Source organism: Gilliamella sp. B3482 (assembly GCF_026536805.1).
GTDB classification, from domain to species: Bacteria; Pseudomonadota; Gammaproteobacteria; order Enterobacterales; family Orbaceae; genus Gilliamella; species Gilliamella apicola_E.
This window is the reverse complement of record NZ_JAFNNL010000001.1, coordinates 627,736-654,199: the sequence shown is the minus strand read 5'-3', so window position 1 is coordinate 654,199 and position 26,464 is coordinate 627,736. Positions and strand designations below refer to the sequence as shown.

General features: G+C 32.6%; 25 protein-coding genes. 18 read left to right on the top strand and 7 right to left on the bottom strand.

Going from position 1 to position 26,464, the window contains the following annotated elements:
- Window positions 1–142: 142 nt before the first annotated feature.
- The 5 genes from J3U18_RS02965 (at window position 143) to J3U18_RS02945 (ending at window position 6,876) form a co-directional block, all read left to right on the top strand.
- On the top strand, window positions 143–2,089 hold the full coding sequence (locus J3U18_RS02965) for an extracellular solute-binding protein (protein ID WP_267352878.1): 1,947 nt from the start codon (window positions 143–145) through the stop codon (window positions 2,087–2,089).
- A 1-nt stretch (window position 2,090) separates the two neighbouring features.
- Entirely contained in the window at window positions 2,091–3,173 is a 1,083-nt protein-coding gene (locus J3U18_RS02960) for a microcin C ABC transporter permease YejB (RefSeq protein ID WP_324169784.1), read from the top strand.
- A complete protein-coding gene (locus J3U18_RS02955) occupies window positions 3,173–4,204 on the top strand; it encodes a microcin C ABC transporter permease (protein WP_267352876.1) in 1,032 nt (343 codons plus the stop codon). Before J3U18_RS02960 ends, J3U18_RS02955 begins: the two co-directional genes overlap by 1 nt.
- Window positions 4,201–5,946, top strand: a complete 1,746-nt coding sequence (yejF, locus tag J3U18_RS02950) for a microcin C ABC transporter ATP-binding protein YejF (protein WP_267352875.1) — start codon at window positions 4,201–4,203, stop codon at window positions 5,944–5,946. The genes J3U18_RS02955 and yejF overlap by 4 nt, the downstream gene beginning before the upstream one ends.
- 69 nt (window positions 5,947–6,015) lie before the next feature.
- Window positions 6,016–6,876: a hypothetical protein gene (locus J3U18_RS02945; protein ID WP_267352874.1), complete on the top strand. Its 861-nt coding sequence runs from the start codon at window positions 6,016–6,018 to the stop codon at window positions 6,874–6,876.
- Between the two features lie 63 nt (window positions 6,877–6,939).
- On the opposite strand, the gene frdD is transcribed toward J3U18_RS02945, so the two are convergent.
- The 6 genes from frdD to J3U18_RS02915 form a co-directional block, all read right to left on the bottom strand.
- Window positions 6,940–7,296: a fumarate reductase subunit FrdD gene (gene frdD / locus J3U18_RS02940; RefSeq protein WP_220225200.1), complete on the bottom strand. Its 357-nt coding sequence runs from the start codon at window positions 7,294–7,296 to the stop codon at window positions 6,940–6,942.
- A 14-nt stretch (window positions 7,297–7,310) separates the two neighbouring features.
- Window positions 7,311–7,742, bottom strand: coding sequence for a hypothetical protein (locus J3U18_RS02935; RefSeq protein ID WP_267352873.1), 432 nt, complete (start codon window positions 7,740–7,742; stop codon window positions 7,311–7,313).
- A 385-nt stretch (window positions 7,743–8,127) separates the two neighbouring features.
- Window positions 8,128–8,658: a hypothetical protein gene (locus J3U18_RS02930; protein WP_267352872.1), complete on the bottom strand. Its 531-nt coding sequence runs from the start codon at window positions 8,656–8,658 to the stop codon at window positions 8,128–8,130.
- A 99-nt stretch (window positions 8,659–8,757) separates the two neighbouring features.
- Entirely contained in the window at window positions 8,758–9,288 is a 531-nt protein-coding gene (locus tag J3U18_RS02925) for a hypothetical protein (RefSeq protein WP_267352871.1), read from the bottom strand.
- Between the two features lie 272 nt (window positions 9,289–9,560).
- Entirely contained in the window at window positions 9,561–10,082 is a 522-nt protein-coding gene (locus tag J3U18_RS02920; RefSeq protein ID WP_267352870.1) for a hypothetical protein, read from the bottom strand.
- A 99-nt stretch (window positions 10,083–10,181) separates the two neighbouring features.
- Complete coding sequence (locus tag J3U18_RS02915) at window positions 10,182–10,685, bottom strand: hypothetical protein (RefSeq protein ID WP_267352868.1); 504 nt, start codon at window positions 10,683–10,685, stop codon at window positions 10,182–10,184.
- 456 nt (window positions 10,686–11,141) lie between these two features.
- On the opposite strand from J3U18_RS02915, the gene tmk reads away from it, so the two are divergent.
- The 7 genes from tmk to yciH are packed head-to-tail and all read left to right on the top strand — an operon-like array spanning window position 11,142 to window position 17,732.
- Window positions 11,142–11,768, top strand: coding sequence for a dTMP kinase (gene tmk / locus J3U18_RS02910; protein ID WP_065562405.1), 627 nt, complete (start codon window positions 11,142–11,144; stop codon window positions 11,766–11,768).
- Between the two features lie 11 nt (window positions 11,769–11,779).
- Window positions 11,780–12,769, top strand: a complete 990-nt coding sequence (holB, locus tag J3U18_RS02905) for a DNA polymerase III subunit delta' (protein WP_267352867.1) — start codon at window positions 11,780–11,782, stop codon at window positions 12,767–12,769.
- Between the two features lie 58 nt (window positions 12,770–12,827).
- Window positions 12,828–14,228 carry an MBOAT family O-acyltransferase gene (locus tag J3U18_RS02900; protein ID WP_267352866.1) on the top strand — a complete coding sequence of 467 codons (1,401 nt, stop codon included), beginning with the start codon at window positions 12,828–12,830 and terminating at the stop codon, window positions 14,226–14,228.
- A gap of 18 nt (window positions 14,229–14,246) precedes the next feature.
- Complete coding sequence (locus J3U18_RS02895) at window positions 14,247–15,530, top strand: DUF459 domain-containing protein (RefSeq protein WP_267352865.1); 1,284 nt, start codon at window positions 14,247–14,249, stop codon at window positions 15,528–15,530.
- Window positions 15,523–16,698: a GDSL-type esterase/lipase family protein gene (locus tag J3U18_RS02890; RefSeq protein ID WP_267352864.1), complete on the top strand. Its 1,176-nt coding sequence runs from the start codon at window positions 15,523–15,525 to the stop codon at window positions 16,696–16,698. Before J3U18_RS02895 ends, J3U18_RS02890 begins: the two co-directional genes overlap by 8 nt.
- Window positions 16,699–16,701: 3 nt before the next feature.
- The gene (pyrF, locus tag J3U18_RS02885) at window positions 16,702–17,406 is read left to right on the top strand and encodes an orotidine-5'-phosphate decarboxylase (RefSeq protein WP_065562401.1); all 705 of its coding nucleotides are present in this window, start codon (window positions 16,702–16,704) and stop codon (window positions 17,404–17,406) included.
- 5 nt (window positions 17,407–17,411) lie between these two features.
- Window positions 17,412–17,732 carry a stress response translation initiation inhibitor YciH gene (yciH, locus tag J3U18_RS02880; protein ID WP_065562400.1) on the top strand — a complete coding sequence of 107 codons (321 nt, stop codon included), beginning with the start codon at window positions 17,412–17,414 and terminating at the stop codon, window positions 17,730–17,732.
- A 56-nt stretch (window positions 17,733–17,788) separates the two neighbouring features.
- Here yciH and tmaR read toward each other — a convergent pair whose 3' ends face one another.
- The gene (tmaR, locus tag J3U18_RS02875; RefSeq protein WP_065562399.1) at window positions 17,789–18,109 is read right to left on the bottom strand and encodes a PTS system regulator TmaR; all 321 of its coding nucleotides are present in this window, start codon (window positions 18,107–18,109) and stop codon (window positions 17,789–17,791) included.
- A gap of 307 nt (window positions 18,110–18,416) precedes the next feature.
- On the opposite strand from tmaR, the gene accD reads away from it, so the two are divergent.
- From accD to J3U18_RS02845, 6 genes are all read left to right on the top strand, one after another.
- Window positions 18,417–19,307 (top strand): acetyl-CoA carboxylase, carboxyltransferase subunit beta, encoded by an 891-nt coding sequence (gene accD, locus J3U18_RS02870; RefSeq protein WP_220225181.1) that lies wholly within the window; start codon window positions 18,417–18,419, stop codon window positions 19,305–19,307.
- 3 nt (window positions 19,308–19,310) lie between these two features.
- Window positions 19,311–20,600, top strand: coding sequence for a bifunctional tetrahydrofolate synthase/dihydrofolate synthase (gene folC / locus J3U18_RS02865; protein ID WP_416380376.1), 1,290 nt, complete (start codon window positions 19,311–19,313; stop codon window positions 20,598–20,600).
- Window positions 20,590–21,144: an SPOR domain-containing protein gene (locus tag J3U18_RS02860; protein WP_267352862.1), complete on the top strand. Its 555-nt coding sequence runs from the start codon at window positions 20,590–20,592 to the stop codon at window positions 21,142–21,144. Before folC ends, J3U18_RS02860 begins: the two co-directional genes overlap by 11 nt.
- 70 nt (window positions 21,145–21,214) lie before the next feature.
- Complete coding sequence (locus J3U18_RS02855; protein ID WP_065562475.1) at window positions 21,215–21,700, top strand: CvpA family protein; 486 nt, start codon at window positions 21,215–21,217, stop codon at window positions 21,698–21,700.
- A gap of 18 nt (window positions 21,701–21,718) precedes the next feature.
- The gene (gene purF / locus J3U18_RS02850; RefSeq protein ID WP_065562395.1) at window positions 21,719–23,233 is read left to right on the top strand and encodes an amidophosphoribosyltransferase; all 1,515 of its coding nucleotides are present in this window, start codon (window positions 21,719–21,721) and stop codon (window positions 23,231–23,233) included.
- Window positions 23,234–23,699: 466 nt separating this feature from the next.
- Window positions 23,700–26,375 (top strand): inverse autotransporter beta domain-containing protein, encoded by a 2,676-nt coding sequence (locus J3U18_RS02845; protein ID WP_267352861.1) that lies wholly within the window; start codon window positions 23,700–23,702, stop codon window positions 26,373–26,375.
- Window positions 26,376–26,464 lie beyond the last annotated feature (89 nt).

Sequence of the window (26,464 nt, the reverse complement as noted above, 5' to 3'; positions counted from 1 at the left end):
TAGGTTTTGCTCATTTGATTGAAGTTTGGCAAAATAGCTAACTTACTATGTATTATTTTAAGTACTTTAGATAATTTAAAATTTTCAATTAAAGTAAAATCTCATATTGGTAGGTTGAAGATAAAACAGGAACTAAATTAGGATGATTAGTCAAAGAAAAAAAATTATTAAGAGGTTATTCATCTCAAGCTGTTTGAGTGGATTATTCCTTTGTTCAATGACTGCTTATGCCGAAGGCTCAAATCTCACGTTGCAAACCGAGACGGTAGAAGAGGTTAATTCCTCAACTGAGACTATAGAATCAATTGATAATGTTGAGCCTTCTCAACCTAATGAACATATTTATCACAAAACTATATTTTCATTGTTAGGTGAACCTAAATACCCTGAAAATTTTGAACATCTTAACTATGTCAATCCCAATGCTCCTAAAGGTGGAATTATTAAATTGTATGAAATAGGTACTTTTGATAATTTTAATCGTTTCGCAAGCCGTGGCGCACCTGAACATTATTCAGGCTCCTTATATGATTCTCTATTTACCGCCACAGCTGATGATATTTCTAGTTTTTATCCACTAATTGCCACCTCAATCACTTATTCAGATAGTTATCGCTGGGCAGAGGTAGAAATTAATCCTAATGCGCGTTTTCAAGATGGTAAGCCAATAACCGCACATGATGTGGAATTTACTTTTCAAAAATTTATGACTGAAGGTGTTTCGCAATATCGGGTTTACAACAAAGGGATAAATGTTAAAGCCATAGACGATTATCGCGTTCGTGTCGACTTACCTGAAGCCGACCGTGAAAAATTACTATCCTTTGTTGGTAATATGCATGTTATTCCTGAACATTATTGGAAAGATCGTAATTTTTCCGAGCCAGTAAGTGCTCCTCCGATTGGTAGCGGACCTTATTATATTAGTGATTATAAAATGGGACAGTATGTCGTTTATAAGCGAAATCCTGATTATTGGGCAAAAGATTTACCAGTAAATAGAGGTCTAAATAATTTTGATGAAAAACGTATCGATTATTATATGGATACGAGTATAGCTTTAGAGGCTTTTAAAGCTGGGGAGTATGATTTTCGAGGTGAAGGGCAACCGAAAAATTGGTTTACTCAGTATCAAGGAAAATACTTTGATTCAAAAGATATCATTAAAAAAGAAAAAATCGTTGAAACAGCAGTAGATACTAAATGGTTAGCGTTTAATTTGCAGAAAGATTTTTTTAAAGATATAAAAGTTCGAAAAGCGATTACCTTAGCTTTTGATTTTGAATGGTTAAATCATGCATTTTATTATGATAGTTATAAAAGACCATCTAGCTTTTTTGAAAATACTATTTATGCCGCTAAAGGTAAACCAAGTGAACTTGAGCTTAAATGGTTAACTCCTTATAAAAATATTATTCCTGAACAAGCGTTTGATGAAGCTTATACTATTCCTAAAAGTGATGGGCAAGGTTTTAATCGCAATAACTTATTAACAGCTGCTAAATTATTGGAAGAAGCAGGTTGGATCATTAAAGACGGTAAATTAATTAATCCTAAAACCCAACAACCTTTTGAATTTGAGTTGTTAACTTATCTTGGTGATGACATCAAATATGCCATTCCTTTCCAGCAAAATTTAGCTCGTTTAGGTATTAAAATGAATATAATCTCACTTGATTACGCGCAGATCAATCGCAGAATGCGTGAACGTGATTATGATATGATGCCACGTAATTATAGTTCGATAGATTATCCATCTTCAAGTTTAATGATTTTTTGGGGAACCGAATATTTAAACTCTACATATAATGGTTCAGGCCTACATAATCAGGCAATTGATTCAATTATTAATGAAATAATTAAAAATGTTGGGAACAAGGAGGAATTAATTCCTCTTGGGCGAGCGTTAGATCGAATTTTGACGCAAGAATATCCGATGATTCCAATGTGGTATAACAGTAAAACTTTTTATGCATATTGGAATAAATTTGGCCAGCCAACCCAACAACCAACTTATGCAATTGGAATTGATAGCTGGTGGTATGATGAAGATAAAGCAGCTAGCTTATCAAAGAATAGAGAACACTAATATGCTGAATTATTTTATCCGTCGATTATTGCTAATTATTCCAACATTGCTAATCATTTTGACGATCAACTTTTTTATCGTACAAATCGCACCCGGCGGTCCTGTTGATCAAGCATTGTCTATGATTGAAAATGGACCAGAAGCAGGACAGTTACCAGGCAGTGAAACTAGCCCAACAATATTAAAAGAAGAAAAAAAACAATCAAATTATCAGGGCGGGCGAGGTCTTGATCCTGAAATTGTGGCAATGATTGAAAAGCAATATGGTTTTGATAAACCGATCTGGGAACGCTACATTAATACATTGAAACAATTTATTCAGTTTGATTTTGGTAACAGCTTTTTCAAAAGTGAATCAGTGCTAAGTTTAATTGCAAAAAGTTTACCTGTTTCTATTTCATTGGGGTTATGGAGTACATTAATCATTTATTTAATCTCAATTCCATTAGGGATTCGTAAAGCAGTTAAAGATGGTTCAATATTTGATTTTTGGACAAGTACTTTAATCATTATTGGTTATGCAATACCCGCTTTTTTATTAGCCGTGTTGCTAATAGTCCTTTTTGCTGGGGGGAGTTATTGGGATATTTTCCCGCTTCGAGGATTAATCTCAAATAATTTTGAACAATTAGATTTTTGGGGCAAAGTCAAAGATTATTGTTGGCATATTTGCTTACCAACTATTGCTATGGTGGTTAGTGGTTTTGCAACATTAACTATGCTAACTAAGAACTCATTCTTAGATGAAATTCGCAAACAATATGTTGTGACTGCTAGAGCTAAAGGTTTGAGTGAAAGGCAAATTATGTATAAACATGTTTTCCGCAATGCAACCTTACTTATCGTATCGGGTTTTCCAACCTCATTTGTCGGAATTTTATTTACTAGCTCTGTACTTATTGAAGCGATATTTTCACTTAAAGGATTAGGTTTATTAGGGTATGAGGCAATTATTCAACGAGATTATCCTGTTATTTTTGGCTCATTATATATATTTACATTAATTGGCCTACTCACTAAACTTTTATCAGATTTAACTTATATGTTAATTGATCCACGTATTGACTTTGAGGCTCGCAACTGATGACTATGCACTATTCAATTAATCAGCTACGTTGGCAACGATTTAAACGCAATCGACGTGGGTATTATTCGTTATGGCTATTTTCAATATTATTTATAATAAGTCTATTTTCTGATTTTATATTTAATGATCGCCCCATTTTCATCAAGTATCAAAATAACTATTACTCGCCAATATTTCATTTTTATCCGGAAACACAGTTTGGTGGGCAGTTTCAAACGCAAACTAATTATTTAGATCCCGCAGTACAAAATAAGATTGAATCAGATGGTTGGATATTTTGGCCTCCATTCCGATATACCTATAATACTGTAATTCATGATACAGCTAGCACATTTCCAACACCACCATCTAAAACGCATTTGCTTGGCACAACTGATGCTGGATTTGATGTATTAGCCAATATTTTATACGGATTTAGAATATCGATGTTTTTTGCGGTATTTTTAACTTTCTTCACTTCCATTATTGGTGTACTAATCGGTGCAATCCAAGGTTATTATGGCGGAAAAGTCGACCTATTGGGACAACGATTCATTGAAATTTGGAGCGGATTACCAGAATTATTTGTAATTATTCTACTTGCAAGTATCTTACCACTCAATTTTTGGTGGTTATTAGCTATTACAGTATTATTTGGATGGATGGCTTTAGTTGGTATTGTGCGAGCCGAGTTTTTACGTACTCGTAACTTTGATTATATTCGAGCTGCCAAAGCAATGGGAGTGAGTGATCGTAAAATTATGTTTCGACATATGTTGCCCAACGCGATGGTTGCGACATTAACATATTTACCTTTTATTCTTTGTGGTTCAATTTCAACTCTAACTGCATTGGATTTTTTAGGTTTTGGTTTGCCCATTGATTCACCATCCTTAGGTCGATTACTTCTGCAAGGTAAAAACAATTTACAAGCACCTTGGCTCGGTATTAGTTCTTTTTTAGTTATTTCTATATTATTGTCACTTTTAATTTTTATTGGTGAAGGAATTAGAGATGCATTTGATCCAAACAAAGGAGTATATAAATGAGTTCTCCTTTATTATCGATTGTTGATTTAAGTATTGCTTTTAAAACTGGTCAAGACTTACAAAGTCAAATTGTCGAAAATATTAGCTTTGATATCGGCGAACAAGAAACGGTTGCATTAGTTGGTGAATCTGGTTCTGGTAAAAGTGTGACTGCACTATCGATCTTAAAATTGTTACCCAAAGAGCAGGTGATCTATCCATCTGGCGATATTATTTTTGAGGATAAATCGTTATTACATGCGCCTGAAAAAGAGTTACGCAAAATTCGTGGTAATGAAATAAGTATGATATTCCAAGAACCAATGGTATCACTTAATCCATTACATACAGTGGAAAAACAACTTTACGAAGTACTATCATTACATCGTGGTATGCGACGTAATGTTGCTCGGGGGGAGATTTTACAATATTTAGATCGTGTTGGAATCAAAGAGCCTAAAACTAAACTTTCTGCTCATCCACATCAATTGTCTGGCGGTGAAAGACAACGGATCATGATTGCAATGGCAATTTTAACGCATCCTAAATTACTAATAGCCGATGAACCAACTACAGCCTTAGATATTTCAGTTCAAGCACAAATTATTGATTTACTCAAAGAACTTAAAAAAGAACTTAATATGAGTATGCTATTTATTTCACATAATTTGGGGATTGTAAAAAAACTGGCAGATAAAGTGGCAGTAATGCAAAATGGGCAAATTGTTGAATTCAATAATAAACAACGCATTTTTTTGCGCCCTCAACAAGAATATACCCAAACATTATTAAATTCACAACCTAGTGGTGAACCCGTTCCTTTACCTGATACACCGGGTATATTGCTCAGTGTTAATCATCTGAATGTTGAAGTTATCGCGCAAAAACGATTATTTAGTAGTAAAAAGAAGAAAATTGTTGATAATATTGGCTTCACGGTGCACCAAGGTGAAACTGTGGGTATAGTTGGCGAGTCAGGATCAGGTAAAAGTACTACTGCACTAGCTATTTTGCGTTTAATTCAATCACAAGGTGATATTTTATTCGATAGCCATCCTATACAGAATTTATCCGCTAAAAAATTATTACCGTTTCGCAGCCGAATCCAAGTGGTATTTCAAGACCCATACTCTTCACTTAATCCGCGCTTAAACGTTGAACAAATTATTAGTGAAGGCTTAATTACTCATAAGAAATTGAGTAAAACAGAGCGTGAACAAGCCGTGATTGATATTATGCAAGAAGTTGGATTAGAGCCTGAAATGCGTTTTCGTTACCCTAATGAATTTTCTGGCGGACAACGACAACGAATTGCCATTGCTAGAGCTTTAATCTTACAACCAGAATTATTGATTTTAGATGAGCCAACTTCTTCATTAGATCATACTATTCAAGAGCAAATAATTAATTTGCTTAAATCATTGCAAGAAAAACACCACCTTAGTTATCTATTTATTAGTCATGATCTTGCCTTAGTTTATTCTTTCTGCCACCAAATTGTTGTGATGAAAGAGGGAAAAATTATTGAACAAGGCTCTCGTGAACAAATCTTCTATACGCCTGAAACTGACTATACGAAAGATTTGCTTTCGTTTTTAGATAAACCACCTAGAAAAGCAACTAAAACCCTAATTCATGCTGATATTCTGGAAAAAACGCAGAAAGCTGAAACAGAAGAAAATATAGAAAAGGTTGAAAAGCATGATGGTGAAGAAGAAAAAAAGGTCAATTGGGAAGATGCATTGTTAATGCGCAAAAAATAAATTTATACGGCTTAGGTATAGGCCATAATTAAAAATTTAATTTAGTAAAAAAGATTAAACAGGTTAATTATGCAAAAACGAGTATTCCGATTTTTAACTGCTTCATGTTTATCATTTGTCTCAATAAATGTCATGGCATTAACGTGTTCTGATGATGTTGAGCAAAATAAAGTTGAGGCAAATAATTATATCTTCAAAATATTAGATTTTATTGATTCTAAAGCTAAAGGTATAAAACAAGAAGTTAGAACTTCAACAATCACATCAGATACAGGTGCGATCCGTTCAATTGCGAAACATAGTTTAAATTATGATTCCAATGGCTTAATTACTGAAAGTCATTACGACCTTTATTCTGATAAAAATGAAAAACTTTATTCTGAGCATCTACAAAAAACGGAATTTGGTTGGCAAAATGTTATTCAAGATATTGAAGATAAAACTAACAGTACGATTCAATTCAAAACAGATGAAAAAGGCCGTATTATTGCGTCGGAACAAATAAAGAAGGCTCCTGATTTTACATTTATTGAGAATGACAATTATCAGTTTGATAATAACAATTGTTTAGTTAATAAAAATGTTCAATGGCAGCTAAAAGAGTTGAATGCTAATGGAGATGTAGTCGGAGCTGTTCAAAAAGGTGCTTCGGTATATTCATTTACTTACCAAAACCATCAATTAGCAAAAGTGTCAGCGCAATATAGTAATAAAACCCAAAATGAAAGTAATTTTTCTTACCAATTTGATGAAATTAACCGATTAATTGCCATTCATTCAGCTTATTCAATGGTGGGTAAAGATACAACAAATTATATAACCGATTTCTTAACTTTTAATGAAAAAAATGATTGGCTTAGTGCAAGTCAGTCTAAACAAAATAGAAAAAACAAACAGACTAATATTGTTCGACAAATTACCTATTATTAATCAAATTTAAATGGCGTTATCAAAAGTAATCGATAGCGCCAATAAATTAATATCAAAGTAGCTTTAGGCTCTGACAAATAAAATATAAATTGCATGAGCAGTCCATGCGAATGCTAAACAGAAAGTTAGTAGCTTTTCTCGTTTTGGATGTATGTTGAAATGATGAAGCAAAGTTAGAATCTGTTGTAATCCACACCAAATTGGTAGCGAAATCATTAAGCATAAAAATAATTTGCCTAATTCAGTGTTGGCCAATTTAAGAATTGATGAACGCGTTATTGCATCCCCAAAAGGGATAATAAATGCAATGATACCCAATACCACGGGAGCAAAAATAGCTGCCCAAAGTCCACCTAAAGCAAATAGTCCTTTTGCCACTGTTGAATCAGAGCGTATTGGTTGATTTTCTTGTTTTTTCATTAATCAAACACCACTTATTTAATAATCAATAATAGTAAGTAATATGAAAGTAAAAGTGTTACACACCAAAAGCCAATAATAAGTAAATATACTTTACCCTTTTTATGCGAATCTTGCTTAAAAATAACTTTTGGTATTAATCTAAACCAATTAATTGAATGAAATAAAGCAAGTAATAAAGCAATAGAATTGATGACAACAACTAAAGGCTTTTGCAAGAAAAAGATAAAACGATAAAACTCGTCTTGCCCCATTGCGTTTGTGTACATACAAATAACCCCATACATCAATATTATACTTACCCAAATCATGGAAAAAGGGGTTAATTTATTAACAATTGAAAAAAATCGCGCCTGTTTTTTTGATAAATTAATATGTTCAGGCTGATTGTTAGTATTAATTAACTTAGTATTTGATTGGTAATTATCATTATTCTTTTTAATCATAACATTCTCAATGGAGGTAGTATTATCACGTTATTAATCTTTTAAGCGATCAATGTTCATTTTAGTATTATAAACACTAAGTGATTAATATCGTCAAATTAAAGTCACGAATGATATCGGTTTTTTACTTATCAACACTAGGCAGAAAGTGCGTTAGGCTTAATTCATATTAAGTATAAAAGAAATCTATATCGCATTGTTGCGAGATTAACAAATTACCTTTAAGCAGATAATTAGTATGATTAAACACTAGATATCATAAAAACTAAATTGTGTACGATAGATTTTTATATTTTTTAATTGGGGATAATATTTCAATAAGTAAATATAAAAATCATGGCATTTGAAATTTTCAGAATATCTAGAATTGTTAATTCATTAGGTATCATTTCAATTTTTTATCCATGTTTTCGTAGATCTTAATTGGCTTAATGGGGATTAATGTTTTATCTTTTACTTCAAACTCAGAATTATTACTGGAAACAACTATTATCTGCCCTCTTTCTAAGTTAAAATCTAAAAGTGCATATGGTTCTACAAAACCTAAAAGAGAAAACTCCCTATCCCTGTTATCCGGAGGAAATTCGTAATAGACAACTTTTTTATTATATACGTATACAACTGTATTAGAAAGATGTTGAGCTATTCCAAAGTCAGGATTCTCATCAGAAAATTCTACTTTTTTGACATCAATATTTTGTTCCCGCATTAATGTAATATAAAGTCCACTAATACTGCCACTGATTAACCAAACTTCATCCCATTTAAAATTAGTATAATCAGAGAGTGTTATGGTTTGAGGGTGATTTTCTTCTATATCTTTTAATGCTTTTTCTAAAGGTCTTTCACTGTTGCAACTGGTTAATGTTACTATTGATATGAATGTTATCACTAATAGTATTATTATTTTATTCATTTCTAATTTCTTAATATTTTTTTGCTTTAGGTATGGTCATAAACCAGACTATGTCTTCTTGTTTAACCTCTAAATTGTTTAAAACAATTTGTTAGCAGTTTATTTCAGTTTTTTATCCATATTTTCATAGATCTTAATTGGCTTAATGGGGATTAATGTTTTGCCTTTTACTTCAAACTCAGAATTATTACTGGAAACAACCATTATCTGTCCTCTTTCTAAGTTAAAATCTAAAAGTGCATATGGTTCTACAAAACCTAAAAGAGAAAACTCCCTGTCCCTGTTATCCGGAGGAAATTCGTAATAGACAACTTTTTTATTATATACATACACTACAGCATCAGAATGCTCTTGATATTTACCAAAATTAGGATTTTTATCAGAAAATTCTACTTTCTTAACATTAATATTTTGTTCCCGCATTAATGTAATATAACGTCCGCTAATATTGCCATAGATTAACCAAACTTCATCCCATTTAAAATTGGTATAATCAGAGAGTTTTATGGTTTGAGGGTGATTTTCTTCTATATCTTTTAATGCTTTTTCTAAAGGTCTTTCACTATTGCAACTGGTTAATGTTACTATTAATATGAATGTTATTACTAATAGTATTATTATTTTATTCATTTTTTATTTCTTAATATTCTTATGCTTTAGGTATGGCCATAAACCAGACTATGTCTTCTTGTTTAACCTCTAAATTGCTTAAAACAAATCGAAAGTATTTTCATAGTACCCATAACGATTCATTAGGTTAACAGCTAGTTTGAGTGCGTTGTATTATTTATTCGATAACTTGGTTTGGACTGCTTGCCATTTTCCACTTCCTGTTTTTTTCGATTTCCATAAGCCATGTTCATGATAATAATCAACACTTTGTCTGATAATTCATTATCGGTTTATTTCAATTTTTCATCCATTTTTTCATAGATCTTAATTGGCTTAATGGGGATTAATTTTTTGCCTTTTACTTCAAACTCAGAATTATTACTGGAAACAACCATTATCTGTCCTCTTTCTAGTTTAAAATCTAAAAGAGCTAATGCTCCTTCTGAAGCTAAACCCACATAATCCCTGGCATCTGGAGGAAATTCGTAATAAACTACTCTGTTATTATAGATATATACAACTGTATTAGAGAATTCTTGAGTTCTTCCAAAGTCAGGATTATCATCAGCCATTTCCACTTTTTTGACATCAATATTTTGTTCTCGCATTAACGTAATGTACATTCCACTAATACTGCCACTGATTAACCAAACTTCATCCCATTTAAAATTAGTATAATCAGATAAGGTTATGGTTTTAGGATGATTGTTTTTTACATCTTTTAAAACCTTTTCTAAAGGTGTTTTGTTGCAACTGGTTAATGTTACTATTGATATGAATGTTATTACTGATAGTATTATTATTTTATTCATTTTTTATTTCTTAATATTCTTTTGCTTTAGGTATGGCCATAAACCAGACAATGTCTTCTTGTTTAATCTCTAAATTGTTTAAAACAATTTGTTAGCAGTTTATTTCAGTTTTTTATCCATATTTTCATAGATCTTAATTGGCTTAATGGGGATTAATGTTTTGCCTTTTACTTCACACTCAGAATTATTACTTGAAAGAACTATAATTTGTCCTCTTTCTAAATTAAAATCTAAAAGTGAAAATGGCTCGGCAAAACCAAAAATCTCGCCATCCCTATTATCCGGAGGGAATTCGTAATAAACAACTTTTTTATTATATATGTACACTATAGTATTTGAAAATTCCTTCCACATTTTGATGGTATCATCTATTCTCTCCACATTAATATTTTGATCTCTCATGAAGTTTAAATAACTTACACCAACATTTCCATAGATTAACCATGCTTCATCCCATTTAAAATTAGTATAATCAGAGAGTTTTATAATTTTAGGGTGATTTTGTTCTATACATTCGGCTACTTTTTCTAAGGGTGTTTTGTTGCAACTGGTTAATGTTACTATTGACATAAATGTGACTAATAGTAGGAGTATTTTTTTCATTCTTTGGCATTCCAGATTAATTTTCTTTTTATATTCTTGTTCAGGTATGGTTGGAAACCCGTCTAATGATTTTATAATCTAAAAACTTTATTTTCTTTCGCAACACAGTTTTAAATACTAATTAATACTACTATGAATTGTTTATTAAACAAATGATAAGTGAGTGAAAAATATCAATCGATATCTCTTTTCTAGAAGGCAATAAATACAAAGTTCATATACTCAATGATTTTCCAATTAATGGACAACATCAAACTATTTTGATTTATTTCGATGTTATAAACGAATTGCTAATAAGTAAACAGGATGTTCTACTTTGTCGATATATCAAAAAGTACTCATATTTGATAAGTATTAACAAGGTATTTACGATACGAACTAAAATAATTGGTAAAAATAGCGTACAATAGTGCAATGTTTACTCGTTCATCAGCTTAATTAGTTTAGGAAATAAGTATGACAGGCAAATTTATTGTCATCGAAGGTTTGGAAGGCGCCGGTAAAACGACTGCCATAAATACTGTTGCGCGTGTTTTGAATCAACATCATATTTGCGATCTGCAATTTACTCGTGAACCGGGTGGTACACCGATTGCTGAAGCATTGCGTAATATTATTAAAAATGGTTTAGATAATGAGCCATTAACTGATAAAGCTGAATTGCTTATGTTATATGCTGCGCGTATTCAATTAGTTGATAACGTGATTAAACCTGCACTGAAAATGGGGAAATGGGTCATTGGTGATCGACATGATTTATCTACTCAAGCTTATCAAGGTGGTGGACGAGAGTTAGATAGAGTTTTTATCGAAACACTACACTCTCAGGTTTTAGGTAATTTTAAACCAGACTTAACGTTGTATTTAGATATTTCTCCAGAACTTGGATTGATGAGGGCAAGATCTCGAGGGCAACTTGATCGTATTGAACAACAATCACTACCTTTTTTTGAGCGAATTCGTCAGCGTTATTTAGAGTTAGCTGAAAATGATAACACTATCATTACTATTGATGCATCAAAATCAATTACAGAAGTGACAGCTCAAATTGAAACAACATTAAATTCATGGTTAACAAATTAGGTTTCGATTTTATGATTTTCAACGAATATCCATGGCTTAAATTACCTTTTGAACAGTTAGCAGAAACGATTGTTAATCATCGTGCTCATCATGCTTTGTTAATTAATTATATTCAAGGTAGTGGCGAAGAAGAATTAATCAACTTAATAGCTAATCGATTACTCTGTCAATCTTCAAAACAGTTGGAACCATGCGGTAAATGTCATAGTTGTCAGTTATTTTTATCTCAACATCATCCTGATTATTACCAAATAACAAATGAACAGGGAAAACAATCGATTGGTATTGATCAAATACGGAATATTTCTACAAAAATCTATGAAAAATCCCAACAGGGCGGTAATAAGGTCATCTGGATTAGACATGCTGCTTTTATGACAGAAGCCGCTGCAAATGCATTGCTTAAAACGTTAGAAGAACCTCCAGAAAATACCTATTTTATTTTAAGTGATAACCATAATAGTCAATTTTTACCTACAATTCATAGCCGTTGTTTTTGTTATTTTTTAAAAATACCCAAAATAGAAGAATCTATTAATTGGTTAAAAAAGATACATAATGATTTATACAGTGATAATGAGCTTGCCACTGCTCTGTTATTGAGTGAAAATGCGCCACTAAATGCAGCTCTTTTGTTGCAACCCGAAAATTGGCAACAACGAAAATTATTTTGTGAAAACTTGTTAAAAGTCTTGCCACAAAACAATTTTTGGCAATTAGCAAAGACATTTAATCATGAGGAATTTTTTGAGCGCATCACTTGGTTTTGTGCATTGCTAGGTGATGCATTAAAAGCTAAACAGAAAGTTGGTCGATATATTGTGAATCGTGATCAGGTTCCGTTAGTTAGGCTACTTGCCACAAAAAGTAATGATGAAATTATTTCGCTTTATCAACTGTGGTTAAAGGCAAAAAACTTGTTATCGATAAATGGGTTAAATAGGGAGTTGATTGTCTATAATGTTCTTGCTCAATCACAATTAATTGGGTATCAGAAATAGACTTTATAGAATAATAAAATTTTAGGTCAATAGTAGATTTACATATGAAAGGATTGCAGTGAGTTATTTATCAATTGAGTTTGGTCTAATTTTTGTAGTTCTCTTTGCTATATATTGGGCTTTTAGATTATTACCAAAATTCCAAAATAATTTACTTTTGATTTCAAGTTACCTTATTGTTGCTAGTTATAGTGTTCAATTTGCTGTTATCCTTTTTAGCTACACTTGCGTGATTTATTTCTTTTCAATAATGATTGCAACGTCTAAACAACACGCAAAAATATGGCTGGTTTTAGGATTAAGTGCCGCAATAATCAATTTAGCATTGTTCAAATATTTTGATTTTTTTCGATATGAATTACAGTCATTGCTTAACTATCTAAATTTATCTATATTATTGCCAGCAATAACCATTTTTATTCCAATAGGCATCTCCTTTTATACGTTCCACTCGGTAAGCTATTTAGTTTCGATAAAAAAGAAAGAATTACCTGTTGCTAAATTCTGGGATTTTGCCTTATTTTTATCCTTTTTTCCTTGTATAATTGCGGGTCCAATTAATCGAGCAAAAACATTTATTCCACAAATTTTGGTTAGTCAACCTAGAGAGATTTTAGAACCCTTTCGGGCATTTACATTAATTATTCTGGCTGTGATAAAAGTTTATTGTTTAGGTGGATTAATTAGCGAAAACTGGATAACTCCGATTTTTTCAAATCCATTAGAATACAGTACTCTTGATTTATTGGTAGGCTTATACGGTTATGCTATACACATTTACCTGAATTTTTCTGGTTATACCGACCTTGTTACAGGTATTGCTTTATTATTAGGTTTTCGACTTCCTATCAACTTCAACTTTCCTTATTTAGCCTGTAATGTCCGCGAATTTTGGGAACGTTGGCATATTAGTTTATCTCATTGGATTCGCGATTATATTTATATCCCTCTTGGTGGTAATCGTCGTGGTTTTATTCGCACTCAAATTAATGTTATGTCAGCTATGTTATTGTCAGGTTTATGGCATGGCGCGGGGATTAATTTTGTTATTTGGGGGGGATGTCATGGTTTGGGGATTATTGTTCTTAATATATTAGATTGTTATATGGGGAGAGGTTGGATTACTCAACGTTCCCCAATTATTGCTAGATTAATTACTTGGCATTATATCTGTTTTACTTGGTTATTTTTTTATTGTGCAAGCTTACCTGACGCATTAGATTATTTGACGGCTCTAGGTCATAACTTTTTAATTGAGTCACATTATATTGAGGTATTTCTAAGTATATGTGTCATATTTTTGTTATACCCATTATTTAAAAATATTCCTGATTGGTGTGCTTTACAACTTAGCAAAATAAATAGGATTTATTTGCCTATCATTTTTATATTTATATTATGGCTAACTATCTATTTTGCACCATCTGGAGTGCCATATTTTATTTATGCTAATTTTTGATTATGAAGAACAATAAAAATGAAATATAAAAAAACATTATCAAAAAATAGACGAAGAAATAGGCCTCAAAAAAATAGGCAACAAATTGATTTGTTCGAAAATGGCTTACATGAGCAATCAAGAAAGCATAATGTTAAGACTAAAGTATCAGAAGCCGCAATAACTCAAAAAGAATCACTTTCACCTAAATATGTTTTTATTATGCTATTGATTACCGCAATAGCATTAATAGCAATTTATCACAAATCGGTATTAATTTATTGGCAACAAACGTATCATCATGATCTCTTTAATTCAGGAAGTATGACCCAAAAAACGGATCTAGACGATTCTGATGGTCGAGTAGAAGAATCTTCGAAAGATGTAGTTATTAATCAAAATAATGTCATTAGCTCCATTGATGAGTTATATTTAAACCAACCAGTAACAAATGTGTTAGTTATTTCACCATCTGGAATGGTTAATATTAAAAATGATAAAAAAAGGCAAATAATTCATGTTCAACCAATATCAATTAAGCAAGAAAATACTAAATTAAACAAAACTAGGTTTGATGGAGCGCCAGTAACTGAACAGATAGATACCGAAGCTAACGATGAATCACCTAAAATTGAAAATATTCCATTAATTCATGAGCCATTACCGATTGTATTAACTCAAAATGACAAAGTATTGTTTGTTGGCGACTCTTTGATGCAAGGCGTTGCACCATATGTTAAAAAAATGTTATTTAAAGAATATAAAATAGAAAGTATAAATCTAAGCAAACAAAGTACTGGTCTCGCTTATCCAAAGGCTTTCGATTGGCCAAAAACAATCAATGATTATTTAATTGCCGATCCTTCTATCAAGTTACTTGTTGTTTTTTTAGGACCTAATGATCCTTGGGACTTTCCTGTAAAAGGTTATGCTAAATACGTTAAATTTAAATCCGAGTTGTGGGAAGAACAATACCGTTTACGTATCGCCACAATTTTAAATAGTGCTAGTGAACATAATGTTCAAGTGCTTTGGCTGGCTGCTCCTTGTATGCGTAAACCGCAACTAAATTTAGGGATGGTTTATTTAAATACGCTGTATCAGTCTGAAGTAGAAAAGAGACAACAACACTTTCTAAAAACCAATCAATTACTAGGTTGTACTTATGAAACATTTAATAGTTTTATTGAATCTAATAAAGATAAAATAAAAGTTAGAGTTGATGATGGAATCCATTTTACACCTATAGGCCAAAAAATTTTAGCTAAAGCAATTATGGATAAAATCATTTTTAAACAATTAGAGGATGACGATAGTGATTAAACTTTTAAAGTATATTATTACTATAGTAACTATCACTGTTTCAGTAGGATGCAGTGTAGCAGAAAGTAAAACAGATGCACAATCTACTGTTGTTGACTTTGGTGACCCAAATGCAAAGCAATTTGCTCAACGTTTAAATTCCTTAGCTAGAAATAGAAATGGTAACCAAGTCGTTAATATTACACAATTTGGAGATTCGCATTCAGCAGCAGATTTTTTTACTGGTGAATTTCGAACATTAATGCAACAAAAATATGGTGATGCCGGAATTGGTTGGATTACACCTGTTGCCATTAAAGGTCAAAACCATACAGCTGTTGGTTGGAAAGCAAAAGATTGGCGTGTAATAAGTAGCCGTACCGTAAGTGACGTAGATTTTCCTATGGGTGGATTTATTGCAAAAGCGACTAACGATTTAGCCAATATACAAATAACACCTAAAAGTTTAGATAACAAAAATTGGCAAGTAAAATTAACCTTCAGAGCATTGAAAAATACCCCTAATTTATTGAGTATTTATGACGCTGACGGTAAAAAAATAAATATAAGTTATTTACCCAAAAGTAGAGTTTGGCAAACGGTGTCATTTGTGACTAAAAACCCTTTTACGATTAAAGGAAACCGCGATGTTGAAATTGGAGGAATTTGGTTAAATCGCTCAAAAAAATCAGGGGTTATTGTATCTTCAATTGCAACTAATGGCGCTAAACAGAGCATATGGCAAAAATGGGGTTCAAGTTGGTTGAAAGAATTATCTGCTTCAAAAAGTGATTTAGTTATTCTTGAATACGGAACAAATGAAAGTTTTGATGAAACTTTAGATGTTAATGATTACCGCAAAAACTTAGTGAATAATATTCGCCAAATTCGTAGAGCATTACCTAATGCAGCCATTTTATTGATGACACCACCAGATACAATGGTAAATGAAAATAAGATCCCTAAATCATTTTCAGCAATTATGAGTATTCAAAAGCAAGTAGCTAAATCTGAAAAGACACTATATTGGAATTGGCAAGCAGCTATGGGGGGAGCTGGTTCAGTTAAAGTTTGGCAAAAACGTGGACTGACTCGACCAGATTTAGTACATCAAACCTTACAAGGCTACAAAGAAAGTGCTAAAATTTTCTATACTGGTTTTAATGAGTTTATAAAAAGGAACAAATAAGTTATGTCATCTCCAATCATTGTTGCTGTTGATTTTTCAGATACTAAGTCAGCATGGAACTTTATAGACCAAGTTGATCCAAAAGATTGTCGTCTTAAAATAGGCAAAGAATTATTTACTCATGCAGGTCCTGACTTTATTAGGCAAATAAAACAAAAAGGATTTGATATCTTTTTAGATCTTAAATTCCATGATATTCCGAATACTGTTGCCAAAGCAGTAGCTGCTGCTGCTGATTTAGGTGTTTGGATGACAAATGTTCATGCTAGTGGTGGTGTTCGTATGATGGAAGCTGCAAAAGATGCGCTTTATTCATACGGTAAGGATGCACCAATGTTAATCGCAGTGACTGTATTAACGAGTATGGAGTCTTCTGATCTTAAAGAAATAGGTATTAACGTTTCACCATTAGAGCAAGCAACAAAGCTGGCATTACTGGCAAAGAATTGCGGACTCGATGGAGTTGTATGTTCTGCTAAAGAAGTACAAAGTTTTAGAACTAGACTAGGAAGTGATTTTAAATTAGTTACTCCAGGAATTCGTCCAGCAGGATCAACACCTGATGATCAGCGCCGTATTATGACACCCCAACGAGCACAAGCTGCTGGTTCAGATTATTTAGTTATTGGGCGTCCTATTACTCAAGCGGAAGACCCAACCAAAGCATTACATACTATTTTAACAACACTAGATTTATCAAAGAGTTAATAATTATGTCTGATAACGCTATTGTTTATTCAACTGAACATGGTCGAATTACGCCAAAGCAGGCTGCTAAACCTCGTATTAAAGGCGATGGTTTTATCCGTATTTCACGCCAGACATCAGGGCGTAAAGGTAAAGGAGTTTGTGTTATTGAGGGATTCGATTTAGAGGATTCTCAGTTGATGCAATTAGCTGCTGAGCTGAAAAAGCGTTGTGGTTGTGGAGGTTCAGTTAAAGACGGAAAAATTGAAATTCAAGGCGACAAACGTGAACTATTAAAATCATTATTAGAAGATAAAGGTTTTAAAGTTAAATTTGCTGGCGGTTAATTGATTAAAAATAATAACGCCCTATTGAGAAAAAGGGCGTTGTTATTCAAAAAACATTAATTAGAACGGTAACTTCGCATTTTTTTGCTGATTTCACGTCTTTCTTTAGATATTTCAGCATTTTTGATTATATAATCATCAACACGATCATCATAATCACTCTTCATATTAGCAATAATAGCTTGAAGTTCTTCATAAGTCATATCAGGTTTAATGTAATCACTTAAATTTTCAAGTAATAGCACACGTTTTTGGTTATCACGAATTTTTTTCTCGTTATCTGAAATTTCACGTTTTAATTTATTTAAACGACGTGATAAACGAATATATTCTAGTACATCTTGAAATGATGGTGCGGCTGATTTTTCCTTGTCCATCTATAACCCCTTATTTCTAAAAAATGGAAAACGATTCTGAGTTAATTATATACCAATAATTTTTTAAGGTCATACTAAATATACTTTTATTGAAAAATGTTAAATTTAAATATCAATCAAGCTTGCTGATTTTTGTTTTAAATCAAATTTTTTGAAGTATGAAATAATAATATTTTTATAAAATTGTCGATAAATTTATCGATTTTCCTTCTAATTGCGATAAAAATAAAAACAACTATTAAGAATTATTGCAAAGTATTATACAATGTGTCGTTAATTGAAAAGAGTACCAAATGAGAGAATCATAATGAGCTGGATTGAAAAAATTCTGAGTAAAAATAATATATCGTCAGATCATAAAAAGGCAAATATTCCAGGTGGTGTTTGGACCAAATGTAGTAATTGTGAGCAGGTTATCTATCAAGCTGAACTTGATCGTAATTTAGAGGTTTGCCCAAAATGTGATCATCACATGCATATTCCTGCCCGTGTTCGTTTATATCGTTTTTTAGACGAAGGTTCTGATATAGAGATTGGTTCAGAACTTGCTCCTAAAGATATTTTAAAGTTTAAAGATACAAAAAAATATAAAGATCGTTTAGCAACTGCTCAAAAAGAAACGCATGAAAAAGAGGCCATGGTAGTAATGAAAGGCACATTACTGGGCATTCCAGTTGTTGTTGCCTGCTTTGAATTTGCTTTCATTGGTGGTTCGATGTCGTCTGTGGTTGGTGCTTTATTTACTCGAGCTGCAGAACAGGCAATTGAAGATAAGTGCCCATTAATCTGTTTTTCTACCAGCGGTGGAGCCCGAATGCAAGAAGCATTATTTTCATTAATGCAAATGGCAAAAACGAGTGCTATCTTAGCAAAAATGCAAGATGAAGGTTTACCTTATATTTCTGTGATGACCGATCCAACAATGGGTGGTGTATCTGCTAGTCTAGCGATGCTAGGTGATATTAATATTGCTGAACCTAAAGCGTTAATTGGTTTTGCGGGGCCTCGAGTAATTCAACAAACAGTGCGTGAAACACTGCCAGAAGGATTCCAACGTAGCGAGTTCTTATTAGAAAAAGGTGCGATTGATATGATTATTGATCGTCGTGATATGCGCCCTAAAATTGCAGGCCTGTTAGCTAAATTAATGCAACTCCCAGTTCCTTTTGATTCTATTGTTGATGATGAGACTATTTAATTAATCATGCGAACTGAAATTCCTGATGCCATGTCTAATCTTGAAACATGGCTTTCTTATTTGGAACAATTACATCCAACAACCATTGATTTAGGGCTTGAGCGTGTTAGAACAGTCGCAGAGCATCTAGATCTTTTACAGCCAGCCCCTTATGTTTTTACGGTGGCAGGAACTAATGGCAAAGGAACGACTTGTCGCACGCTTGAGATGATATTACTTGCTGCAAATAAGCGTGTTGGAGTTTACAGCTCTCCTCATTTAGTGCGTTTTACTGAAAGGGTTAGAATAAATAATCAAGAGTCAAAAGAACAAGACACAGTTGATGCATTTGTTGAAATTGAAAAAGCGAGAGGAAATGTTTCCTTAACTTATTTTGAATATGCAACGTTAGCTGCATTATATCAATTTAAACAGGCTCAATTGGATGTAGTTATTCTAGAAGTAGGCTTAGGTGGAAGACTTGATGCCACCAATATTATTGATGCTGATATGGCAATTATTACCACAATCGGTATCGACCATGTAGAATATTTAGGTAATACTCGAGAAAGTATTGGTCGAGAAAAAGCAGGTATTTTTAAACCCAATAGTATTGCTATTGTTGGTGAGCCAGAGATACCATCATCTATTATAAATGTTGCTAAAACTGTGAATTGTCCTATTTATGTAGTTAATAAAGATTGGTCATATCAACAAATTGATGATTCATTATGGCAATTCATTTCACCGTTAAAACAGTATGATCAATTGCCTATTCCCAATGTGCCTTTAGCTAATGCTGCTACTGCAATAGCTGCGCTAACTTATTCTTCGCTTTCTATTAACCAGAATCAAATAATAAAGGGCCTTGAAAAAACAAATTTAATTGGAAGATTTCAAATAATACAGACATCACCAATTGTAATTGTTGATGTTGCACATAATCCTCATGCAGCTAACTATTTAGCTAACCAAATTAAGTTATTGGTAAAGAAACAACCTACTATTGGTAAAATTAGGTTTGTGATTGGTATGTTGAAAGATAAAGATATTAAAAGCACTCTATCTTTATTAAATGCTGATGAATGGTATTGTGCTTCACTTTATGGTGAGCGTGGGTGTAATGCTGAGGTATTAAAGCAGTATTTGCAAGATAATAAAGTAGAAAATATAACTACGTTTGAATCAGTTGATAATGCATATCAAAAGGCCATGCAAGATTCAAAAGAAGATGATATTATTGTCGTCTGTGGTTCATTTTATACTGTATCTGCCGTGTTAGATAAATTAGGCAAATGTAATCATGGATACTAATCAAGAGAAAACTACTTCAAATAAAATTAGGAATCAACTAGTTGGTTTTGCTACATTATTGCTAATTATTGCTATAATTGCACCTAATATCATTACAGATAAATCTAATTTACATACGCCTACAATTCCTATTTTACAACCAGAAGTAGTAAATGAACAAAATCAAGTGATCACATCACAAAATGAGTCAACGATTAATGGCGGTTCAGGATTTGAACAATCTTATACACCTGATTCCGATCAATATACTAGCCCTTTAGCATCACCTGATAATGATAATAGTGATTCTTCATCTATTTCTGAACAAACAGATAAGCCCTATATGATTCAACTTGGAGCATTAAAAAATAAGAAAAAAATTGAGGAATTAGTGGCATTATTAAGGCTAAACAATTATGACGTTAGAATCATTCCAAGTAACCCAGGACCTAATCAATTAATAAAATTACAGGTTGGTCCTTATGCAAAAAAAGAGCAAGCAGAACAATTGCTTAGTAACCTAAACAATTTAACAAAATTAAAAGGTGTTATTGTTACAAATTAAAAATTATTTTACTCTTTAGTGAGTACAAACATTAAATAAAAATATTAATATAAAATTGTGAGTTATTATGATGAATTGGGTTGATTATACGATTATTGGTGTGATTATTTTATCTGCACTAATTAGTATTATTAGAGGTTTTGTTAAAGAAGCGTTATCCCTAATAAGTTGGGTTCTGGCTTTTTTTATAGCAAGCCGTTTTTACATGCATATCACTAGTTACTTAACTTATTTTGATAGTGATGTAATTCGTATTGCTGTAGCTATCGCTATTTTATTTATTGCTACACTAATTGTGTGTGCCATTGTTTCTTATATTATTGGGCAATTGGTTCAAAAAACAGGACTATCAGGTACAGATCGCGTATTAGGTATTTGTTTTGGTGTATTAAGGGGTATTTTAGTTGTTGCGGCAGTGCTCTTTTTTGTCGATACTTTCACACCGTTATCCCAATCTCCTGAATGGGAGCAATCGCAGCTAATTCCGCATTTTCATTTTATTATTCGTTGGTTTTTTGATTTTATACAGCAGTCGTCTTCATTTTTAGTTCAATAACTTTGAGGTAATCATTGTATGTGTGGTGTTGTTGGTATTGTAGGATGCAGTACAGTTAATCAATCTATTTATGACGCTTTAACTGTTTTGCAGCATCGAGGACAAGATGCTGCGGGGATTGTAACTATCGACGAGCAAAATCGTTTTCGCTTACGTAAAGCAAATGGTTTAGTTAAAGATGTATTTCAAGAACATCATATGTTGCGTTTACAAGGTAATTTAGGAATAGGGCATATTCGCTATCCCACTGCGGGCAGCTCAAGTCCTTCAGAAGCGCAACCATTTTATGTCAATTCACCTTATGGTATTGCACTTGCACACAATGGTAATTTAACTAATACTGACCAATTAAGAAATAAAGTATTTGAATTAGCAAGACGCCACATTAATACAAGCTCTGATTCAGAAGTATTACTTAATATTTTTGCTAGCGAACTTGATAAATTCCCTACCTATCCATTAACTGCAGAAAATATTTTCACCGCTATCAATCGGGTACATCAAATCATTAAAGGTGCTTATGCATGTGTTGCAATGATTATTGGACATGGATTAGTCGCATTTCGTGACCCATTTGGTATTCGTCCTTTGGTGATAGGTAAAAAAGTGCTTGATAATCAAAAGACAGAATATATGGTTGCATCGGAAAGTGTTGCTTTAGATATTCTCGATTTTGAATTTATGCGTGATGTTGAACCAGGTGAAGCTATCTATATTACTCAAGATGGACAACTTTATTCAAAACAGTGTGCAAATAATCCTCAATATTATCCATGTATTTTTGAATATGTTTATTTTGCCCGCCCAGACTCATTGATGAATGGTGTTTCAGTCTATCAATCTCGTATATTAATGGGACAGAAACTAGGTCAAAAAATTGCTAGAGAATGGAAAGACATTGATATTGATGTCGTAATTCCTATTCCTGAAACATCATGTGATGCAGCGCTTGAAATTGCCAGAATTTTAAATAAACCCTATCGACAAGGATTTGTTAAAAACCGTTATGTTGGGCGTACTTTTATCATGCCAGGTCAAGCGGAACGAAAACTTTCAGTAAGAAGAAAACTAAATGCTAATCGTATTGAATTTGAAGGTAAGAATGTTCTTCTAGTTGATGATTCCATTGTTCGAGGGACTACATCAGAAAAAATACTTGAGATGGTGCGTTCAGTTGGTGCTAAAAAAGTTTATCTAGCTTCGGCAGCGCCTGAAATTAGACATCCTAATGTTTATGGTATTGATATGCCAGTGGCTAGTGAACTTATAGCTTATAACCGTTCTGTTGGTCAAATTGCAAAAGAAATTGGAGCAGATAAATTAATATTTCAAAATCTTTCTGATTTAATTGATTGTATTAAAGAGCAAAATCCTAATATTCATCATCTAGAATGTTCTGTTTTTGATGGAAAATATGTTACTGAAGGAATTGATGATAATTATTTTGATACTCTAGAGCATCACAGAGCTGAAAATAAATCAATCATACCAGAATCTGAAAATCTTGAAATTTATAATGAAGGTCAATACTAGCCATTTAATTTTCTAAAATACAACCTAAAGTCATAAATAAGCTTGAAGTGAATAGTTCAAGCTTATTTGCATCCCATAAATTAACCTTTTTACTTTACAATTTACATATTGTTGCTTAATTTCTATTACTAAAAAGTAATATAAAGTTGATTAATTAATAAAAATCGTAAGTTTTAAACAAAAATACAATTAATTAAACTGTTGATTAATATATCAAAAAAACGTCTTTACAAAAAGATGTCAAAAAAAGTTATAAAATAGTTTTATAAATTACATTTATGTAATAAAATCTCTCCAAATACAGCTGTTTTGTAAAGAAGTTTTAATTTTGACGCGAATAATATTTAGTATAAAAGTCGCATAATGAAAACAACATATTAAATAATAGCAACTTTAACAACAGTATAGCAACGTAAATAAAAACGATGCCTTTATTAAAGTTGGTGAAATATAAGGAATGATTACGGTGAGAAAGAATCTTAATTTAAGAGTTATCTCAGCATTTGTAATGGCTACATTAAGTTGGAATTATGCTTATGCTATTGATACTCAGCAATTGTCGAATGTGGTTGATAGCAATAAAATCATTGAATTAAAAAATGGTACTAAAGCTCGAGAAATGATTAATAATCAAAAGCGTAGTTTGTACCAAATTGCATTATTAAGTAATATTTCAATTTCTGAATTACGTGCTATGAATGCAGGTCGTTTCGATAAAAAAGATATGGTTGAAGTCGATGAACGATTAGTTTTACCTGAAAATTCTCCTTTATTACCAGCAATAAATAAAAATAATAAGAAAGATAAATACTCAAATTTACCTTCGCTAGGCTCTGATGATAATTACGATGTAAATAAAGACAAAGATGCACTATCAAGCCAAATAGCTACCACCTTGCAAACACTTGCAACTCAAGATTGGAAAAGTATTACTTCAGCCGATAATGGCGGTATCTCAGGACATTTGAAAAACAAAGGTAAAGATTATGCTGAAAATTATGTCCGTAATGGTATTCATTCACAAGTAGTAGATCCTCTTCGTAGCGCTGCTCAAAATTTTTTAGGGCGTTTTGGTACTGCTCAATTACAATTTGATTTAAGCGATAAGGGTGAATTCAATAATATTAATGTTAAATTATTTAGCCCATTGATTGATACGGATAGCACGCTGATTTTTAGTCAGTTATCATTCCAAGAATACGAACATAATCGTCATATTGGTAACTTTGGTATTGGTCAACGTTGGGATGTTGCTGATAATACATGGCTATTAGGGTATAACGCCTTTCTTGATCATGATTTCCAACGTTCACACAATCGTTTAGGTCTAGGTGCTGAAGCTTGGACTGATTATATGAAGTTTGCTGCTAACTATTATCATCCATTATCTGACTGGAAAGATTCCAGAGACTTTGATGACTATTTAGAACGAGCAGCTAGAGGTTTTGACATTCGCTTTCAGGGATATTTACCTCAATATCCTCATTTAGGCGGATCACTTATGTATGAACAATACTATGGTGATAAGGTCGCTTTATTTGGTAAGGATAATTTACAAAAAGATCCAAGAGCGATCACAGTCGGATTAGATTATACCCCAGTTCCTTTATTTACCGTTAAAGCTCAACATAAGCGCGGACAGGATAGTAAAAAAATCACATCTGCTGAATTAACAATGAATTATCGTATTGGTACACCGTTAAAAGATCAGTTAGACCCAGATATGGTTCAAGCGGCTCGTTCTTTAAAAGGCAGTCGATATGATCTAGTTGATCGTAATAACTATATCGTTCTTGAATATAAAGAAAAGAAAATGACTGTTGATTTAGGGTTAGATTCTCTTCAATTACTTGAAGGTACTACTCATGATCTAGTTATAGGTGTTCATAATGCCAAAGGTATATCAAGTTTAGCTTGGTCAGGCAATATGCAAGATATTGATAATGGTGGTGGTTTCTTATGTTCTGCTGTGGGAGTGTGTACTAGCTCTTCATGGTTAACACCTCCTGCTGATGTTAAGAATTGGAAGATTGTTGCACCTAGTTATGTAGACCGAAATGGGAACAGATTGCCAATTAGTACAAATGGCGTTTATAACCTAGCAGTAACGGTTACTGATAGCAAAGGAAAATCAGCAACATCTAATTCAGTTTCATTTGAAGTTCTACCTAATTTAAATATTCGTAAAGTAGGTGTTTGGGCGATTGATAGTTTAAGAAATCCAACAACGTCTGTACAAGCTGTAGCTGATGGCACGACTTCAGTAACACTATTAGCAAGTTTGGTTACCCCTGGAACGCCTACTGGAAGTGGAAGCTTTGGGGATGGTTATGATGGTTTTAGTGACCAATCATTGATGTCTAAGGTAAGCAATACATTCAAATCCTCAGTGGTTGATTTGTGGACCGCAACCAGTAATGGTACAAAAGTCAATTTAATTGATGGTACTTCCGGTACTGTAAGAAGTTGTCCTACATCAGAACGTTGTGTAATTGTTAAATCTTTTGAAAAAGTTAAAATGGGCGATAACATTTCAGCAAATGCGTCTACCGCAGCGGGTACAACAGCTATTGGTGATACTTACACCATCGACGTTGCTTCAAACTTTGATGGAGCAGTTGATTTTTCTATCAAATTAGATGGTTATGGTCAGTCTTTCAACAAAGCTTCGGTTAATTTTGGTGGGGGTAGAGCTGGTTACATTAAAGTATATCGTAATGATGGGACTTTAGTTGCTAGACAAAATGGAAACGTACTTGATTTTGAACCCGGTATTACTGGATGGTATGTAGGTACTGAATATAACGTAAAAGCTTACGTTGATGATACTGAAACTGTGGAAATTACCAACCCATTTATTATATGGTCACTTGTTGGTTCAAATAACTTGGCATGTCCTGGAAGTGCAATAACAACATTACCAAGTTATGTTGATAATCCTAATGGTCCTTGGTTTAACGTAAGTATGGGACCGAATGCACCTTACACTATCAGAACAAACATGACTAGTTATGCAACAACAGGTACAAGCATTCCTGCTGTGGCTGGAGCTCCAGGGTATATAAATCTTAATCAGGTAACAGCATCACCAGTAGCATGTGCTGGAGATCAAGGATTTAAATTACAAGTTTCAGTTAATTAGAGAAAAATTTTAATCATCTTCGAATTATCGAAGGTGATTTAAAAGGCAACACCAATAAAAATGGTGTATTCATATAAATATAACATGTT

Bases quoted from the DNA above. Each gene is read 5' to 3' on its own strand.
- J3U18_RS02965 (WP_267352878.1), top strand. From the start codon at position 143: ATGATTAGTCAAAGAAAAAAAATTATTAAGAGGTTATTCATCTCAAGC.
- J3U18_RS02960 (WP_324169784.1), top strand. From the start codon at position 2,091: ATGCTGAATTATTTTATCCGTCGATTATTGCTAATTATTCCAACATTG.
- J3U18_RS02955 (WP_267352876.1), top strand. From the start codon at position 3,173: ATGACTATGCACTATTCAATTAATCAGCTACGTTGGCAACGATTTAAA.
- yejF (WP_267352875.1), top strand. From the start codon at position 4,201: ATGAGTTCTCCTTTATTATCGATTGTTGATTTAAGTATTGCTTTTAAA.
- J3U18_RS02945 (WP_267352874.1), top strand. From the start codon at position 6,016: ATGCAAAAACGAGTATTCCGATTTTTAACTGCTTCATGTTTATCATTT.
- frdD (WP_220225200.1), bottom strand. From the start codon at position 7,296: ATGAAAAAACAAGAAAATCAACCAATACGCTCTGATTCAACAGTGGCA.
- J3U18_RS02935 (WP_267352873.1), bottom strand. From the start codon at position 7,742: ATGATTAAAAAGAATAATGATAATTACCAATCAAATACTAAGTTAATT.
- J3U18_RS02930 (WP_267352872.1), bottom strand. From the start codon at position 8,658: ATGAATAAAATAATAATACTATTAGTGATAACATTCATATCAATAGTA.
- J3U18_RS02925 (WP_267352871.1), bottom strand. From the start codon at position 9,288: ATGAATAAAATAATAATACTATTAGTAATAACATTCATATTAATAGTA.
- J3U18_RS02920 (WP_267352870.1), bottom strand. From the start codon at position 10,082: ATGAATAAAATAATAATACTATCAGTAATAACATTCATATCAATAGTA.
- J3U18_RS02915 (WP_267352868.1), bottom strand. From the start codon at position 10,685: ATGAAAAAAATACTCCTACTATTAGTCACATTTATGTCAATAGTAACA.
- tmk (WP_065562405.1), top strand. From the start codon at position 11,142: ATGACAGGCAAATTTATTGTCATCGAAGGTTTGGAAGGCGCCGGTAAA.
- holB (WP_267352867.1), top strand. From the start codon at position 11,780: ATGATTTTCAACGAATATCCATGGCTTAAATTACCTTTTGAACAGTTA.
- J3U18_RS02895 (WP_267352865.1), top strand. From the start codon at position 14,247: ATGAAATATAAAAAAACATTATCAAAAAATAGACGAAGAAATAGGCCT.
- pyrF (WP_065562401.1), top strand. From the start codon at position 16,702: ATGTCATCTCCAATCATTGTTGCTGTTGATTTTTCAGATACTAAGTCA.
- yciH (WP_065562400.1), top strand. From the start codon at position 17,412: ATGTCTGATAACGCTATTGTTTATTCAACTGAACATGGTCGAATTACG.
- tmaR (WP_065562399.1), bottom strand. From the start codon at position 18,109: ATGGACAAGGAAAAATCAGCCGCACCATCATTTCAAGATGTACTAGAA.
- accD (WP_220225181.1), top strand. From the start codon at position 18,417: ATGAGCTGGATTGAAAAAATTCTGAGTAAAAATAATATATCGTCAGAT.
- J3U18_RS02860 (WP_267352862.1), top strand. From the start codon at position 20,590: ATGGATACTAATCAAGAGAAAACTACTTCAAATAAAATTAGGAATCAA.
- J3U18_RS02855 (WP_065562475.1), top strand. From the start codon at position 21,215: ATGAATTGGGTTGATTATACGATTATTGGTGTGATTATTTTATCTGCA.
- purF (WP_065562395.1), top strand. From the start codon at position 21,719: ATGTGTGGTGTTGTTGGTATTGTAGGATGCAGTACAGTTAATCAATCT.